Origin of the sequence: Actinomadura geliboluensis (genome assembly GCF_043197915.1) — a bacterium.
GTDB classification, from domain to species: Bacteria; Actinomycetota; Actinomycetes; order Streptosporangiales; family Streptosporangiaceae; genus Spirillospora; species Spirillospora geliboluensis.
This window is the reverse complement of the sequence record NZ_JBICUA010000010.1, coordinates 90,444-106,229: the sequence shown is the minus strand read 5'-3', so window position 1 is coordinate 106,229 and position 15,786 is coordinate 90,444. Positions and strand designations below refer to the sequence as shown.

The window sequence follows — 15,786 nt, the reverse complement described above, 5'->3', positions numbered from 1 at the left end:
ATGGGACGGGTACGCGAGGACGCGAGGTGATCACTGTGGTTCGGCAGCCGACCGCTGAGGACGAGGTCGTCCGGCTCTGCCAGGAGCTGATCCGGATCGACACCAGCAACCCGGGCGATCATTCGGGGCCGGGGGAGCGGGTGGCGGCGGAGTACGTCGCGGAGAAGCTCGGGGAGGTCGGCCTGGAGGCGCGGATCTTCGAGTCGCATCCGGGGCGGGCGAGCGTCGTGGCGCGGGTCGAGGGGGAGGATCCCGGGCGGGACGCGCTGTTGCTGCACGGGCATCTCGACGTGGTGCCGGCGCGCCGGGAGGACTGGACGCGGGACCCGTTCGGCGGCGAGATCGCCGACGGGTGCGTCTGGGGGCGCGGCGCCGTCGACATGAAGGACATGGACGCGATGATCCTCGCGGTGGTGCGGCAGCGCCTGCGGGAGGGGCGCAGGCCGCCCCGGGACGTCGTGCTGGCCTTCCTGGCCGACGAGGAGGCCGGCGGGACGTGGGGCGCGCAGTGGCTGGTGCGGGAGCATCCGGAGCTGTTCGAGGGGTGCACCGAGGCCGTGGGGGAGGTCGGCGGGTTCAGCCTGACGGTGCCCGGGGACCGGCGGATGTACCTGATCGAGACGGCGGAGAAGGGCATCGCGTGGATGAACCTGACCGCGCGGGGCACGGCCGGGCACGGGTCGATGGTGCATCCGGACAACGCGGTCACGGCGGTGGCGGCGGCGGTCGCGCGGCTGGGGTCGCACGAGTTCCCGGTGCGGCTCACGAAGTCCGTGCGGGCCTTCCTGGAGCGGGCGTGCATGGCGTACGGGGTGGAATTCGATCCGGAACGTCCGGAAAAGTGCCTTGATGAGATCGGGCCGCTGGCGCGGATGATCGGTGCGACGCTCCGCAACACGCTCAATCCGACGCGGCTGGACGCCGGGTACAAGACGAATGTCATTCCGCAGAGTGCCACGGCTCAGGTCGACGGGCGCTTTCTGCCCGGGCACGAGGCAGAGTTCTTCGCGGTCGTGGACGAACTTCTCGGACCGGACGTGCAGCGCGATTTCGTCCACCATGACCAGGCGGTCGAGACCGACTACGAGGGGGCGCTCGTCGCGGCCATGGAGGCGGCCCTGACCTCGGAGGACCCGGGAGCGCTGCCGGTGCCGTACTGCCTGAGCGGCGGGACGGACGCCAAGTCGTTCGCGCGGCTCGGCATGCGCTGCTTCGGCTTCGCGCCGCTGAAATTGCCCCCAGAGTTGGACTTTTCCGGAATGTTCCATGGGGTCGACGAGCGCGTTCCGGTGGACGGGCTCCGCTTCGGCGCCAGGGTCCTCGACAAATTCCTTGATCGCTCCTGAATTTGCCAACACCAATGCGTTCCGTGGTGCTAACGTCACTATTCGTTGAGGGTGGTTCGGGTGCAACGGAGGGTGTTCGGTGGCAGGGGATGCGGCACGGGTCGGGGCGGTCTCCGTCCGGCTGCGCCGCTTCCCCACCGGACGGGCCGTCCGGCGGCTGCTCGTCCTCGGCGGGCTGCTGATCGCGGGCTGGCTGCTCGGATGCGCGGCGCAGTCCGCGCACGCCGACAAGCTCCCGCCACCGGCGGCGCACCTCGTCGCCAAGGCCCCCGTGCTGGAGCGGGCGGCCGCGATCGTCCACGAGCACGAGCCGGTGAAACGGGCCGTGGCGCCCTTAACCGCGGACGTGCCGCCGGCGGCGGTCCCGGAGCTCCCGCCTCCGGTGCGGCAGGCACCGGTCCGGCCGGACGCGCGGCGCCCCGATGCGGTGCGGTCGAGCACCTCGGCCGTCCGGGTGGCGACGCGCCCACGGCCTGACGTGCACCTGCCCGCGCGGGGCCACCGCGCCCCCGCCGTCTCGAAGGTCGCGCACACACTGCCCGCCATCGCGCAGGCGCCCCGGCACGCCGTCCAGCACCCGGCGCCGCCCGCCCCCGAGCGGCACGGCGATCACTCGGACGCGGCCGGTATCGGCGGCGGCGTGACCGCAGGCTGCCCCGACACCTGGGTCCCGCCCCCGCCGCGCGCGCCGCTCGCGCGCGTCTCCGGCGCGCTTCCCCCGGCAGTCCGCACCGCCGCGGACGAGCCGTCCTTCGCGCCCGACTGACCCCTGCTCACAGGCTCCGGACGCGTGCCCGTGCGGCTCGGGCGCGCCGGTCCGGTCATCCGCCGTGCCCCCGGCGCGGCATGTCATCCCCCACGAGACCCACGGCACACGTGCGTCTCCACACATCCCCTGAACGGAGCATCATGCGAACGCGGGCAAAGGGCACATCGCGTGCCGCGGTGCTCGCCGCGGGCTTTGTCGCCCTCGGCGTCACCGTCCTCCCGTCCCACGCCTTCGCCGACGTCACGAGCGGCGACGGCGGAGTCCTGAGCGGCAACCAGATCGACGCGCCGGTCTCCGCGCCGGTCGACGTCAGCGGCAACAACGTCGCCGTGGCCGGCATCGGCGACGCCACCTCCCACGGCGGCGCCAAGGTCCACAAGCGGCACGCGGACGGACAGCGGACGTCCGGCGCGCACGGCATCGCGTCCGGCAACCAGGTCAACGCCCCCGTCTCGGCGCCGGTGAACGTCTGCGGCAACAGCGCCGCGGTCGTCGGCACGGCGGACGCCGGCTGCAAGGGCGGCGCCAAGGTCAACGGCGGCGGCGCCCACGGCGGGCAGACCACCGACGGGTCGGGCGGCGCCCTCGCGGGCAACCAGCTGAACGCGCCGATCTCCACACCCGTCAACGTGTGCGGCAACACCGCCGCGGTCGCCGGCATCGCGTCCGCCCATTGCCAGGACGGCAACGGCGGATACCCCGGCTATTCCTCGTCGCCCCGCCCGCTCGACCTCCTGCCCCGGACCGGGAGCCACCCCGTCCTCCCCAGGGTCGCGAACGACCTTCCTTCTGTGACCGACCTGCCGGGCCAGACGAACGTCCCTAGTTCCTACAGCCGGGCACAGAGCGGCACCCCCTCACCGGCCACTCTGCTCGACATGGCCGGAACGCCCAGCGCCAACAACCTGCTCCAGCCGCGCGAACTGCCCCAGACCCTGGGACGCCCGGCGGCGGACGGCCAGCGCACCAAGAACGGCCTGCCCGGCACGGAGGGCCTCCTTGGGGCGATCGGGCTGACCCAGGTCAATGATCTGGTGGTGCCGGTTGGCGTTGGGCAGCGGGCGCAGGGCGGTGTGTCCGGCGCGGAGGGTCTGCTCGGGGCGATCGGGCTCACCCAGGTCAACGGCCTCGTGCTGCCGGCTGCTGGGCAGCGTGTGCAGGGCGGTGTGCCGGGTGCGGAGGGTCTGCTCGGGGCGATCGGGCTCACTCAGGTCAACGGCCTCGTGCTGCCGGCTGCTGGGCAGCGTGTGCAGGGCGGTCTGCCGGGTGCGGAGGGCCTGCCTGGGGTGAATGGGTTGGCCCAGGTCAACGATCTCGTCGTGCCGGTGGCGGCTGGGCACCGGACGCAGGGCGGTCTGCCGGGTACGGACGGTGTTCCAGTGGGCGGTGAGCTGACCGAGGTGGGTGATCTCGTTCAGGCGGGCGGGCTGCCTGGGGTGTCGGTGGTGGGCACGCGGCGGGCCGGGGTGCCCGTTGCGGACGGGCTTCTGCCGGTGGACGCTCCGCTCGGGACGCTCGGACGGCCCGGGCTGAGCGGCGGCCTGCCCAGCATGGGCTTCTCCAAGCTGGTCAAGCCGCAGGGCGAGCGGGCGGAGGCCGTGCGGCCGGGGCTGCTCGACGTCGTCCTCCGGCAGGATCCGCTGGCCGCGGTGACCGGGCTCGTGACGGTCAACCCGCCGGTGCCGCTCGCCGGGGCGGGCGGCGGTGCCGTCCAGCAGCGGGCGGGCGCGGGGCAGGAGGGGCCGGTCGCGGTCTCCGTGCTCGACACGCGGGCCCTGCAGGACGGTACGGGCGAGCTCGGGGCCGTGCGGAACGTCGCGGCGGACGGGCCGATCATCGAGGACGGTGCCGGGTCGCTGTGGGCGCTCGGCGCGAGCGCGGTGCTGGGCGCCGTCGCCGGGGTGCTGGCGCTGGCGCGCCGGATGCTGCCGGGCGGGCGCCGCTGACCTGCGCGCACAGATCTTCGCCCGTCCCGGAGGCGCGGTCCGGGGCGGGCGAAGCCATGTTTTCGGGCAACGGTGCGTCAACGGAGTGCTACGCTCCGCCGAGGGCGGTGGGTCAGAAGGTGCGGACGGCGCGGATGACCTTGCGGCGAAGTTGAATACGGCGGCGGCCGTCCGGGTAGAGGCGCAACCGATCGATTTCCCAGCCGCCGCGTTCCGCGTGCTCGGTCAGGATCTGCCGGGCGGTATCCCGCGTGGTGCCGCGCGGCAGTGAGAGGACGAGGTAGGTGTACTCCGCCATTGCGACCATTATTACTTGGTCTACCGTGCGTCCGGCACCCTACGGTGGGGCGTCCCGGTCCGCGCGGCGTCCGGCGGCATGTCATCCTGTCGGAGGCGCGGGGCTACTGCACCGCAGGGGCGGCACGATGGTCGGGGAGCGCGCGGGCATGAACGCGCCGTCCTGCGACGTTGTATGAAGCCGGTAAGAAAGAGCCTGTGTTAGAGGACCAAGACAGCGAGGTTGGAGCGACTGTGCCAGCCAAGAACGGCACCGCGAGCAGTGGCCGGGGGAACGGCGCGGGGACGCGCCTGGTGATCGTCGAGTCGCCGGCGAAGGCGAAGACGATCGCGGGGTACCTGGGCCGCGGCTACATCGTGGAGTCCAGTATCGGCCACATCCGGGACCTGCCCGGGAGCGCCTCGGAGGTGCCGGCCAAGTACAAGGGCGAGCCGTGGGCGAAGCTCGGCGTGAACGTCGAGCGCGAGTTCGAGCCGCTGTACGTGGTCAACTCCGACAAGCGGCAGCAGGTCCAGAAGCTGAAGAAGCTGCTGGCCGAGGCCGACGAGCTCTACCTCGCGACGGACGAGGACCGGGAGGGCGAGGCGATCGCCTGGCACCTCCAGGAGGTCCTGAAGCCGAAGGTGCCGGTGCACCGGATGGTCTTCAACGAGATCACCAAGGACGCGATCCAGCGCGCCGCCGCGAACCCGCGCGAGCTGAACATGCCGCTGGTGGACGCGCAGGAGACGCGCCGCGTCCTGGACCGCCTCTACGGGTACGAGGTCAGCCCCGTCCTGTGGAAGAAGGTCATGCCGAAGCTGTCGGCGGGCCGGGTGCAGTCGGTGGCGACGCGGCTGGTGGTCGAGCGGGAGCGGGAGCGGATCGCGTTCGTCCCCGCCCACTACTGGGACATCGCGGGCCAGTTCGACACCGGGAAGGACGAGGAGCCGAAGGTCTTCAAGGCCGGGCTCGTCAGCGTCGACGGCAAGCGGGTGGCGCAGGGCCGCGACTTCGCGTCCGACGGCACCCTGAAGACGCGGGACGCGCTGCACCTGGACGAGACCGCGGCGCGTGCGCTGGCGGATCGGCTGCGCGGCAGGCCGTACGAGGTCAAGTCCGTCGAGCGGAAGCCGTACACGCGCAAGCCGTACCCCCCGTTCCGGACGACGACCCTCCAGCAGGAGGCCAGCCGCAAGCTGAACTTCTCCGCGAAGTACACGATGTCGGTGGCGCAGAAGCTGTACGAGAACGGCTTCATCACCTACATGCGAACCGACTCGATCACGCTGTCGGAGACGGCGATCACGGCGGCCCGGCGGCAGGCCGCGTCGCTGTTCGGCGGCGAGTACGTGCCGGACAAGCCGCGCGTCTACGCGTCCAAGGTCAAGAACGCGCAGGAGGCGCACGAGGCGATCCGCCCGGCGGGCGACACGTTCCGCACCCCGGCGGAGACGGGCCTCAGCGGCGACCAGTTCCGGCTGTACGAGCTGATCTGGAAGCGGACGATCGCGTCCCAGATGAAGGACGCGGCGGGCCAGTCGGTGTCGATCCGGGTGACCGGGCTGTCGACCGAGAACGAGCGCGCGGAGTTCGGCGCGACCGGTAAGACGATCACGTTCCACGGGTTCCTGAAGGCGTACGTGGAGAGCGCGGACGACCCGTCCACCGACCGGGACGACCAGGAGCGGCGGCTGCCGAACCTGGCGGAGGGCGACGCGCTGACCGCGAACGCGGTGGACGCCGAGGGCCACTCGACCCGCCCGCCGGCCCGCTACACCGAGGCCAGCCTGGTCAAGGAGCTGGAGGAGCGGGAGATCGGGCGGCCGTCGACGTACGCCTCGATCATCGGGACGATCCTGGCGCGCGAGTACGTGTTCAAGAAGGGCACGGCGCTGGTCCCGTCGTTCCTGGCGTTCGCCGTGACGAACCTGCTGGAGCAGCACTTCGGCAACCTGGTCGACTACGACTTCACGGCGCACATGGAGGACGGCCTCGACGAGATCGCGCGCGGCGACGCCGAGCGGGTCCCGTGGCTGAACCGGTTCTACTACGGCGACAACGGCGAGGAGGGCCTGCGGGAGCTGGTCGGTGACATCGGCGACATCGACGCCAAGGGCATCAGCTCGTTCCCGATCAAAGGCTCCGACATCGTGGTGCGGGTCGGCCGGTACGGCTCCTACCTGGACCGGGACGGCGAGCGGGTCAACATCCCCGACGACATCGCGCCGGACGAGCTGACCGCCGAGAAGGCGGAGGAGCTGCTCGCGCAGCCGTCCGGCGACCGGGAGCTCGGCACCGATCCGGCGACGGGGCACACGATCGTCGCGAAGTCGGGGCGGTTCGGCCCGTACGTCACGGAGATCCTGCCGGAGCCGGCGCCGCCCGCCGAGGGCGAGAAGAAGAAGCGGACGAAGAAGGCGGACGCCCCGAAGCCGCGCACCGGGTCGCTGTTCAAGTCGATGTCGCTGGACACGATCACCCTGGACGACGCGCTGAAGCTGCTGTCGCTGCCGCGCACGCTGGGCGAGCTGGACGGCGAGCCGGTGACCGCGCAGAACGGCCGGTTCGGCCCCTACATCAAGCGGGGGACGGACAGCCGGTCGCTCGGCTCCGAGGAGGAGCTGTTCACCGTCACGCTGGAGCAGGCGAAGGAGCTGTTCGCCCAGCCGAAGCAGCGCGGCCGCCGGGCGGCCGCCGCGGCGCCGCTGCGCGAGCTGGGCAAGGACCCGGCGAGCGAGAAGCCGGTGGTGGTGAAGGAGGGGCGGTTCGGCCCGTACGTGACCGACGGCGAGACGAACGCGAGCCTCCGCAAGGGGGACGAGGTGGAGTCGATCACGATCCAGCGGGCGGCGGAGCTGCTCGCGGAGCGCCGCGAGAAGGTCGCCGCGGGCGGCGGCAAGAAGAAGGCGGCGCCCCGCCGCCGAACCTCCGCGAAGTCCGGCTCCTAGGGACATCTACGCCGATACCCTGACCGACATGACCAGAACGGGCGCACCCCGGCCGCACCCCGCCGCGTCACAGCCGCCGGGCGTTTCGTCGCTTCCGCCGATCGGGCCGTTCCGGCGGCTCCGGACCGCGTTGTCGTTGTCCAGCCTCGCGCAGTGGCTCAGTGTCCCCGCACTGACCGCCATGGCCGCGCTGCTGACCCGCGACGACGACGTGTCCGTCCAGGCGCAGGCGGTCGGCGGCACGCTGGTGCTGATGCTGCTGCCGGCGGTGCTGCTCGCGCCGCTCGGCGGGATGCTCGCCGCGCGCGTCGACCGCCGCCTCATGCTGCTGATCGCGGACGTGCTGCGGCTGGTCGTCGTCGTGACGGTGCCGCTCGTCGGCATGCTCGCGTGGACGCTCGCCGCGGCGTTCCTCGTGTCGTGCCTGAGCCTGCTGTGGGTCGCGGCGGCGCGCGCGTCGCTGTCCGCCGCGCTGCCGGACGAGGAGCAGCCCCGCGCCGCCCGCGCCGCGACCCGCGTGAACTACGGCCCGGCGCCGGTCGCCGCCGTGCTGTTCGCCGTCCTCGCGCTGATCGCGGACGGGACGTTCGGCCGCGACTCGCGCGCCGACCTCGCGCTCTACGTGACGGCCGGGGTGTTCGCCGTCGCGACCGCCGCGGTCGCGCTGATCCGGGAGATCCCGGTCACGGCGATGCATCCGGTCCCGGCGCCGCTGAAGCTGCTGTTCCAGGGCCCCGGGACGGCCGCCGCGCGCGGGCTCGGGCTCGCGGTCGCCGGGGCGTCCCTCACGGCGGGCGCGGTCGTCGCCGTCGCCCGCGTCCACACGGCCGCGCTCGGCGGAGGGAACGCCGGGTACGGCACCGTCCTCGCCGGGCTGGCGGTCGGGCTCGGGTTCGGGGCGTTCCTCGGGCCGCGCGTCCTGGTGCCGTTCAGCCGCCGCCGGCTGCTCGGCCTCGCGCTGATCGCCGCCGCGCTGACGCTGGTGGGGCTGGCGCTCGTCCAGAACCTCGTCGTCGTGGTGTTCCTGGCGGCGTTCCTCGGGGTGTTCGCCGGGGCCGCGTGGTCGACGGCCGCGGGCGCGGTGACCGACCCCGACGCCCCGGAGGACGCCCGTCCCACCGCCTACCTGCGCTCCGTGGCGCTCGTCGCCGCGCTGGTCGCGTTCGTCGCGGTCCCGCTGATCGCGGGGGCGCTGGGCGAGCACCGGATCGATCTCGGCGGCGGCGTCTACGACTTCACCGGCTCCGGCGGCGGGCTGCTGGTCGCGGCGGTCGTGGCGCTGGTCGCCGCGCTCCCGGCGTACCGGCGGCTGGACGACCGGCGCGGCATCCCGCTGGTCCCCGACCTGCGCGCCGCCCTGCGCGGCGAGATCTACACGCCGCCGCAGCAGGCCCCCGACGTGCCGCAGCCCGCGCACCGCGAACGCGGCGTGTTCATCGCGTTCGAGGGCGGCGAGGGCGCCGGCAAGACCACCCAGTCGCGGCTCGCCGCGATCTGGCTGCGCGACCACGGCTACGACGTCGTCACCACGCACGAGCCCGGCGCCACCAAGATCGGCATGCGGCTGCGCGCGATGCTGCTCGACCGCGACACGACCGGCCTGTCCGACCGCGCCGAGACGCTGCTGTACGCGGCCGACCGCGCCGACCACGTGGCCAACGTGATCAAGCCGGCGGTGGAGCGCGGCGCGATCGTCGTCACCGACCGGTACGTCGACTCGTCCCTCGCCTACCAGGGGTTCGGGCGGCAGCAGGCGGTCGAGGACATCGTGCGCGTCAACGCCTGGGCGACCGGCGGTCTCGTCCCGGACCTGACCGTCCTGCTGGAGATCCCGCCGGAGGCGGGGCTGCGCCGGCTGCCCGCGCCCGCCGACCGCATCGAGTCCGAGCCGCAGGACTTCCACGAGCGCGTCCGCGCCGGGTTCCGCGCGCTCGCCGAGGCCGACCCCGACCGGTACCTGATCCTGGACGCGAGCCGCCCGCAGGGCGAGCTGAGCCGGGAGATCCAGTACCGCATCCGGGAGATCCTCCCCGACCCCGTCCCGGCGGGCACGGAGGACGCCACGAGCACCTTCCCGGCCATCCGCGACTTCTGATCCGCCCGGCCGGTTAGCCTCTATCCCATGAGCGTGTGGGATGACCTGGTCGGGCAGGAGCCCGTCGTCGCGCAGCTGTCGTCGGCCGCGGAGGGCAAGAGCGGCCTGGCGCACGCGTGGCTGTTCACCGGGCCTCCCGGGGCGGGACGGTCGGCGGCGGCGCGGGCGTTCGCGGCGGCGCTGCAGTGCGAGGAGGCGCCGCGCGGCTGCGGGCACTGCGCGTCCTGCCACCAGGTGCTCCAGGGCACGCACGCGGACGTGGAGGTCGTCCGGCCGCAGGGCCTGTCGTACGGGGTGAAGGAGGCGCGCGCGCTGGTGCTGCGGGCGTCGTCGTCCCCGACGGGCGGGCGCTGGCAGGTCGTGCTGTTCGAGGACGCCGACCGGGCGACGGAGGCGGCGGCGAACGCGCTGCTGAAGGCGATCGAGGAGCCCCCGGCCCGGACGGTGTGGCTGCTGTGCACGCCGTCCCCGGACGACCTGCTGGTGACGATCAGGTCGCGGTGCCGGCTGGTGACGTTGCGGACGCCGCCGATCAGCGCCGTCGCGGACGTCCTCGCCCTGCGCGACGGCGTCGACCGGGAGACGGCGGACGTCGTGGCGCGGGCCGCGCAGGGGCACATCAGCCGGGCGCGGCGCCTGGCGACGGACCCGCAGGCGCGGCGGCGGCGGGCCGAGGTGCTGGCGGTTCCGCGCCGGCTGTCGTCGGTGGGCCCGGCCGTGGCGGCGGCGGAGTCGCTGGTCGCGGCGGCGAAGGCGGAGGCGAAGGCGCAGACGGAGGAGCTGAACGAGTCGGAGACGTCCGCGCTGCGGCAGGCCCTCGGGGAGAGCGCGAAGGGCAGGATGCCGCGGGGCACGGCCGGCGCGCTGAAGGAGCTGGAGGCCCGGCAGAAGTCGCGCGCGACGCGGCTGGAGCGCGACGCCCTCGACCGGACGCTGCTCGACCTCGCGTCGTACTACCGGGACGTCCTGACGCTGCAGCTCGGGGCGGGCACGGAGCTGGTCAACACCGAGCTCGGGCCGGAGCTGCGGACGGCCGCGGCGCAGGGCCGTCCCGAGGACACGCTGAAGCGCCTCGACGCGATCATGGCGTGCCGGGAGCGGCTGGAGGCGAACGTCAACCCGCTGCTGGCCGTGGAGGCGCTCACGCTGGCGCTCCGCACCGGGTGATGACGTCTTACAAGGAATCTCCCTTTTCGTTACATAAACGTACGCAACTCTCAACAGCCGCACGCGTACCTTCGCCTGGTTTACCCCCAAATACCCGGGCTAGCTCCCCACGGCCAGGAGGTCAGCTTTGCGGCGAGCCTTGATTTCCGCCGCGTGCGCCGTCGCCACCATGGCGGCTCTCGCGGTCCCAGCGTCAGCGGAACCCACACCAGCGCAGGCGAAGGGTGAGGTGTCGGAGTACGTCGTCCTCTACAAGGAACGCGTATCCCCCGGACAGGCCCACCAGGCGGTGCGGGCGGCCGGCGGCAAGATCGTCCACGAGAACCGCGATGTGGGCGTCGCGACGGTCCGGTCCGACAACCCCGAGTTCATCCGCGCGGTGATGCGCCAGCGCGCCCTGGAGGGCGTCGCGCACAACCGGATCATCGGGCAGGCCCCGAAGGCCAAGAAGGCGGCCAAGAAGGTCGAGCGGATGACCGGCACCAAGAGCACGGTGTCGCTGAAGGGCGCCCCGTCCAAGGACGCCGAGCCGCTCGCGGACCTGCAGTGGGACATGAAGCAGATCCACGCGACGGCTGACGGCTCGTACAAGAAGGAGCCGGGCGACAAGCGCGTGTTGGTCGGCGTCCTCGACACCGGTGTGGACGGCGACCACCCGGACATCAAGCCGAACTTCAACCGCCAGCTGAGCCGCAACTTCACCACCGACATCCCGACGGACGCCAACGGCAACGAGGTCGACGGCCCCTGCGAGTTCAAGTCGTGCGTCGACCCCAACGACTGGGACGACAACGACCACGGCACGCACGTCGCGTCCACGATCGCCTCGCCCCGCAACGGGCTCGGCATGGCGGGCGTCGCGCCGAACGTGTCGATCGTGAACCTGCGCGTCGGCCAGGACTCCGGCTACTTCTTCCTGCAGCCGACCGTCGACGGCCTCACCTACGCGGCCAAGCACGGCATCGACGTGGTCAACATGTCGTACTACATCGACCCGTGGCTGTGGAACTGCGGCAACAACCCCGCCGACAGCCCCGAGGACCAGCTCGAGCAGCGCACCATCATCAAGGCCGCGCAGCGCGCCCTGGACTTCGCGCACGACCGCGGCGTCACGCTGATCTCGGCGGCGGGCAACGACCTCGTCGACTACACGAAGACCAACAAGGACGACTCCAGCCCCGACTTCCCGTCCACGCCGGGCGAGGAGCCGCACGACCGGACGGTCCCGGCGAGCTGCGTGTCGATGCCGTCCGAGGGCGAGCACGTCATCCCGGTCTCGGCGACCGGCCCGTCCACCCGCAAGTCGTACTACAGCAGCTTCGGCAACGGCTACGTCGCCGTGGCGGCGCCCGGCGGCGACAAGGTCGACAACGCCGAGCAGCGTCCGGACGACAAGGGCGGCATCTGGGCCGCCTACCCCGAGCGGCTCGCGAAGGAGCGCGGCGAGCTGAACGCGGACGGCACGCCGAAGGTGCCGTACATCATCCGCAGCTGCAAGGGCGACGACTGCGCCTACTACCAGTCGATCCAGGGCACCTCGATGGCGTCGCCGCACGCCGTCGGCGTCGCCGCGCTCATCGTCAGCCGGTACGGGCACCGGGACACCCGGAACGGCGGCCTGACGCTGAGCCCGAACACGGTCGAGCGCGTGCTGCGCGGCACGGCGACCGCCAAGGAATGCCCGAGCCCGCGGACCGTCGAGTACGTCTGGTACACCTCGGCGGGCAAGCAGACCTCGACGCAGACCTGTGAGGGCTCGAAGGAGCAGAACGGGTTCTTCGGCAACGGCATCGTGGACGCGCTGAACGCCGTCCGCAGCTGACGCCGCCGCTCGACCCACCCCAGGACGCGACCCCCGGCCCCCCGGCCGGGGGTCGTGTTCTGTCCGGGGGCGGTACGCGTTCGAGGACGGTGCGCGGGTGCCGCATATCCCCGACAATGGACGCCCCAGGACCGCAGCCGCACCGCACTGGAGGACGAACGGTGAGCGAACCCGGCGAACCCCGCCCGGACGCACCGCACAGCGGCGGGGGCGAGGGCGGCTTACCGCCGGTCCCGGCGGTCCCGCCGCGCCCGAGCGGGGCGTCCGCGCGCCCGGTCCTGGTCGTGGCCGCGGCGGCGGTGGCGCTTCTCCTGATCGTCGGCGCGGGTGTCGGCGGATGGTTCGTGATGCGCGACGACCCCGCGAAGGACGCCGCGCCCGCCGGCCAGGAGCGCGACGTGGCGGTGTTCCTCTGCGTCGTGACCTCCAGCAACCCCACCTGCGGCCACCAGGACGCCGAACAGGCCGAGAAGGACGCGCTCAAGCAGCGCCTCCAGGAGATGAACGGCGTCCTGAGTATCAAGTACGAGTCGAAGGAGCAGGCGTACGAGAACTTCAAGAAGGTGTTCGCGGACCGCAAGGACATGCTCAACGGCGTCTCCCCCGGCGACATCCCAGACTCCTTTCGCGTGCGCGTCGCCGACATCGGGGCGGCCAACGCGGTGAAGACGCGGTTCGAGGGCGCTCCCGGCGTGGACACCATCGTCATCCAGCCGCTCGGCAGGGCGTGAGCGGCGCCGCGACGCGTCCGGCGGTGAAGAATCCCGCGCGCCGGAGCAACCTCGGACGCGCGGCGGCGTCTCTGGGACATGACAGCTGAGAAGGCGCTCGCCGAAAGGGAGCTCCCGGCGGACGAGACTCCACCGGACAACGCGGCACGGGGCGACGCGTCACCAGGCGACGCCACAGCGGCGGTCACCGACCTGTACCGAGGGCACGCGCTCGGACTGACGCGGCTCGCCCTGCTGATGGTCGGGGACCGGGGGACCGCGGAGGACGTCGTCCAGGACGCGTTCGCGGGCCTGTACCGGCGGTGGCCGCGGCTGCGCGACCGCGAGCGCGCGCTCACGTACGTGCGCTCCGCCGTCCTCAACGGGTCGCGGACGGCGCTGCGGCGGCGCAGGCGGCCGTTCCGGGCGGTCCATGAGGCGCCCGTGTGGTCCGCCGAGGCGGAGGCGATGGTCGGGGAGGACCGGCGCGAGGTCATGGAGGCCCTGCACCGGCTCCCCGCCCGGCAGCGGGAGGCGCTGGTGCTGCGCTATTTCTGCGACCTCTCCGTGGAGGAGATCGCCGCCGCCATGGGGGTCGGCACCGGAACCGTCAAGTCGACCACGTCCCGGGCGGTCGCCGCGCTGGGCCGGATCCTGGGGAGCGAGCGGTGAACGCGACCGAAGAGCGTCTGAGGGACGCGTTGAAGACCGTCGGCGACACGATCGGCCCGGAGGACATGCCGGAGCCGCGGCTCGCCGCGGGGCGCCGGAGAGCGCGGCGCATCGCGCCGGCGGTGGTCGCCGTCGCCGCGTGCGCGGCGGTGGTCGCGGGAGGCGCGGTGGTCGGCGGTGCGCTCTCGTCCGGCGGAACGGTGCGCCCGCTGACCTCGATGTCGGCCTCGCCGTCCACCGCGCCGACGACCTTGGTCACGGTGTTCCTCTGCACGAAGGCGTCGCCCAATCCGTCCTGCCTCCACGAGAAGGCGACCGAGCCGCAGAAGCAGGCGCTCCGGCAGGGGCTGGAGGCGCTGCCCGGGGTGAGCGGCGTGGAGTACGAGAGCGACGGGCAGGCGTACGAGCGCCTCAAGCGGCGCTTCCCGGACTCCGAGCTGTTCCGCCGGTCGGTGGAGGTCGGCGACGTCCCCGATTCCTTCAGGGTCGTCGTGGGCACCCGCGCGGAGGCGAACTTCGTGCAGAGGTCCGTGCTGGGCTCCCCCGGGGTGGACACCGTCATCGTTGAAGGGCGCTGACCTCGGGCATGATGGGGTCATGCCGTACCGCGTCACGTTCGTCTGCACGGGTAACATCTGCCGCTCCCCGATGGCCGAGTGGGTCCTGCGCCACCACGTCGAGCAGGAGGGCCTGGACGTCGAGGTCGACAGCTCCGGCACCGGCAGCTGGCATGTGGGCGACGGGGCCGACGAGCGGACGGTCGCCACGCTGGAACGGGCCGGCTACCGGTCGGCGCACGTCGCGCGGCAGTTCGAGCCGTCCTGGTTCGGCCGGTACGACCTGATCCTGGCCCTCGACGAGGGGCACCTGCGGGCGCTGCGCTCGATGGCGCCGGACGAGGAGGCGCGCGGCAAGACCAGGCTGCTGCGCGAGTTCGACCCGGATGCGGCCGGCGACCTGGACGTCCCCGACCCGTACTACGGGAGGCCCGCCGACTTCGACCTGGTCATGGAGCAGGTCGAGGCGGCGATGCCCGGCCTCCTGGAGGAGATCCGCGCCGCGCTCAAGGAGCGCTGAGTGCGCGCCCGGCTGGAGCGCCTCCTCGGCACGGGGGTCGCGGACGTGCGCGGCCTCGGCTCCAGCCACTCCTGGACGCTGCACCGGGCATCCCTCGCCGACGGCCGCGAGGTGTTCGTGAAGGCCGCCGCCGACCGGGCCGGGGTGTTCGCGGCGGAGGCGGCGGGGCTCCGGTGGCTGGGCGAGGCGGGGCCGGGGACGCCCGTCCCGGAGGTGCTCGCGGCGGACGACCGCATGCTCGTCCTGCCGTGGCTGCCGTCGGCGTCGCCGTCCCGTGACGCCGCCGAGCGGCTCGGCCGGGAGTTGGCCGCGCTGCACACCGGGAATCGCCCGGACGCCTACGGTGCGCCCTGGGACGGCTTCATCGCCGACCTCCCGCTCGACAACACCCCGGACGGCGACGGATGGCCGCGCTGGTACGCCGAGCGCCGCCTGGAGCCGTTCCTCCGCCTCGGCGCCCGGCACCTGTCGGACGACGACGTCCGGCTGATCGAGCGCGTGATGGCGGAGATCGAGGAGCTGGCCGGGCCGCCGGAGCCGCCGAGCCGGATCCACGGCGACCTGTGGTCCGGGAACGTCCAGTGGACGGACGGCCGCGCGCTGCTCATCGACCCGGCCGCCCACGGCGGGCACCGGGAGACCGACCTCGCGATGATGGCGCTCTTCGGGACGCCGCACCTCGACACCGTCCTGGCCGCCTATGACGAGGCGGCGCCACTGGCGGACGGCTGGCGCGCCCGTGTCCCGCTGCACCAGCTGCATCCGCTGCTCGTCCATGTGGCGCTGTTCGGCGGCTCGTACCGGGCGTCGCTCGTGGACGCCGCACGCGCGTCTCTCGGCTGAGTAAGAAAGAACTCTCTGTAACCGTGTTGGCCATGCTGGTTACGCTTCGTGATGACGTTGCTCCGGAGAGGTGAGAGGAGGTCCGCCGCGCCCGCGCCGTCGTCCTGTAGC

The 15,786-nt window shown here is 72.9% G+C and carries 13 protein-coding genes; 12 read left to right on the top strand and 1 reads right to left on the bottom strand.

The window, feature by feature from the left end; translation table 11 throughout:
- Positions 1 to 26: 26 nt before the first annotated feature.
- The 3 genes from ACGFI1_RS29835 to ACGFI1_RS29825 all read left to right on the top strand — a co-directional run bounded on the left by ACGFI1_RS29835 (position 27) and on the right by ACGFI1_RS29825 (position 4,061).
- A complete protein-coding gene (locus tag ACGFI1_RS29835) occupies positions 27 to 1,346 on the top strand; it encodes a M20/M25/M40 family metallo-hydrolase (RefSeq protein WP_392790009.1) in 1,320 nt (439 codons plus the stop codon).
- Between the two features lie 79 nt (positions 1,347 to 1,425).
- A complete protein-coding gene (locus ACGFI1_RS29830) occupies positions 1,426 to 2,112 on the top strand; it encodes a hypothetical protein (RefSeq protein ID WP_392790007.1) in 687 nt (228 codons plus the stop codon).
- A 143-nt stretch (positions 2,113 to 2,255) separates the two neighbouring features.
- On the top strand, positions 2,256 to 4,061 hold the full coding sequence (locus tag ACGFI1_RS29825; protein WP_392790004.1) for a chaplin family protein: 1,806 nt from the start codon (positions 2,256 to 2,258) through the stop codon (positions 4,059 to 4,061).
- 112 nt (positions 4,062 to 4,173) lie between these two features.
- On the opposite strand, the gene ACGFI1_RS29820 is transcribed toward ACGFI1_RS29825, so the two are convergent.
- Positions 4,174 to 4,359 carry a DUF5703 family protein gene (locus ACGFI1_RS29820; RefSeq protein ID WP_021596264.1) on the bottom strand — a complete coding sequence of 62 codons (186 nt, stop codon included), beginning with the start codon at positions 4,357 to 4,359 and terminating at the stop codon, positions 4,174 to 4,176.
- Between the two features lie 233 nt (positions 4,360 to 4,592).
- On the opposite strand from ACGFI1_RS29820, the gene topA reads away from it, so the two are divergent.
- The 9 genes from topA (at position 4,593) to ACGFI1_RS29775 (ending at position 15,675) form a co-directional block, all read left to right on the top strand.
- The gene (gene topA / locus ACGFI1_RS29815) at positions 4,593 to 7,289 is read left to right on the top strand and encodes a type I DNA topoisomerase (RefSeq protein WP_392790001.1); all 2,697 of its coding nucleotides are present in this window, start codon (positions 4,593 to 4,595) and stop codon (positions 7,287 to 7,289) included.
- Between the two features lie 28 nt (positions 7,290 to 7,317).
- Complete coding sequence (tmk, locus tag ACGFI1_RS29810; RefSeq protein WP_392789998.1) at positions 7,318 to 9,384, top strand: dTMP kinase; 2,067 nt, start codon at positions 7,318 to 7,320, stop codon at positions 9,382 to 9,384.
- Between the two features lie 27 nt (positions 9,385 to 9,411).
- Positions 9,412 to 10,551 carry a DNA polymerase III subunit delta' gene (locus tag ACGFI1_RS29805; protein WP_386870047.1) on the top strand — a complete coding sequence of 380 codons (1,140 nt, stop codon included), beginning with the start codon at positions 9,412 to 9,414 and terminating at the stop codon, positions 10,549 to 10,551.
- A 229-nt stretch (positions 10,552 to 10,780) separates the two neighbouring features.
- Positions 10,781 to 12,373 carry a S8 family peptidase gene (locus ACGFI1_RS29800; RefSeq protein WP_392789994.1) on the top strand — a complete coding sequence of 531 codons (1,593 nt, stop codon included), beginning with the start codon at positions 10,781 to 10,783 and terminating at the stop codon, positions 12,371 to 12,373.
- 161 nt (positions 12,374 to 12,534) lie between these two features.
- Complete coding sequence (locus tag ACGFI1_RS29795; RefSeq protein WP_392789992.1) at positions 12,535 to 13,104, top strand: permease-like cell division protein FtsX; 570 nt, start codon at positions 12,535 to 12,537, stop codon at positions 13,102 to 13,104.
- Positions 13,105 to 13,182: 78 nt separating this feature from the next.
- Positions 13,183 to 13,755: a SigE family RNA polymerase sigma factor gene (locus tag ACGFI1_RS29790; protein ID WP_387074810.1), complete on the top strand. Its 573-nt coding sequence runs from the start codon at positions 13,183 to 13,185 to the stop codon at positions 13,753 to 13,755.
- Positions 13,752 to 14,333 (top strand): permease-like cell division protein FtsX, encoded by a 582-nt coding sequence (locus ACGFI1_RS29785; protein ID WP_387074807.1) that lies wholly within the window; start codon positions 13,752 to 13,754, stop codon positions 14,331 to 14,333. The genes ACGFI1_RS29790 and ACGFI1_RS29785 overlap by 4 nt, the downstream gene beginning before the upstream one ends.
- Positions 14,334 to 14,352: 19 nt before the next feature.
- Entirely contained in the window at positions 14,353 to 14,832 is a 480-nt protein-coding gene (locus ACGFI1_RS29780) for a low molecular weight protein-tyrosine-phosphatase (RefSeq protein ID WP_138636558.1), read from the top strand.
- Positions 14,833 to 15,675 carry a fructosamine kinase family protein gene (locus ACGFI1_RS29775; protein WP_392789989.1) on the top strand — a complete coding sequence of 281 codons (843 nt, stop codon included), beginning with the start codon at positions 14,833 to 14,835 and terminating at the stop codon, positions 15,673 to 15,675.
- Positions 15,676 to 15,786 lie beyond the last annotated feature (111 nt).

What these genes read in the sequence shown, in the direction of transcription:
- ACGFI1_RS29790 (WP_387074810.1), top strand. Translation starts at nt 13,183, where the DNA reads ATGACAGCTGAGAAGGCGCTCGCCGAAAGGGAGCTCCCGGCGGACGAG.
- ACGFI1_RS29825 (WP_392790004.1), top strand. Translation starts at nt 2,256, where the DNA reads ATGCGAACGCGGGCAAAGGGCACATCGCGTGCCGCGGTGCTCGCCGCG.
- ACGFI1_RS29780 (WP_138636558.1), top strand. Translation starts at nt 14,353, where the DNA reads ATGCCGTACCGCGTCACGTTCGTCTGCACGGGTAACATCTGCCGCTCC.
- tmk (WP_392789998.1), top strand. Translation starts at nt 7,318, where the DNA reads ATGACCAGAACGGGCGCACCCCGGCCGCACCCCGCCGCGTCACAGCCG.
- ACGFI1_RS29805 (WP_386870047.1), top strand. Translation starts at nt 9,412, where the DNA reads ATGAGCGTGTGGGATGACCTGGTCGGGCAGGAGCCCGTCGTCGCGCAG.
- ACGFI1_RS29820 (WP_021596264.1), bottom strand. Translation starts at nt 4,359, where the DNA reads ATGGCGGAGTACACCTACCTCGTCCTCTCACTGCCGCGCGGCACCACG.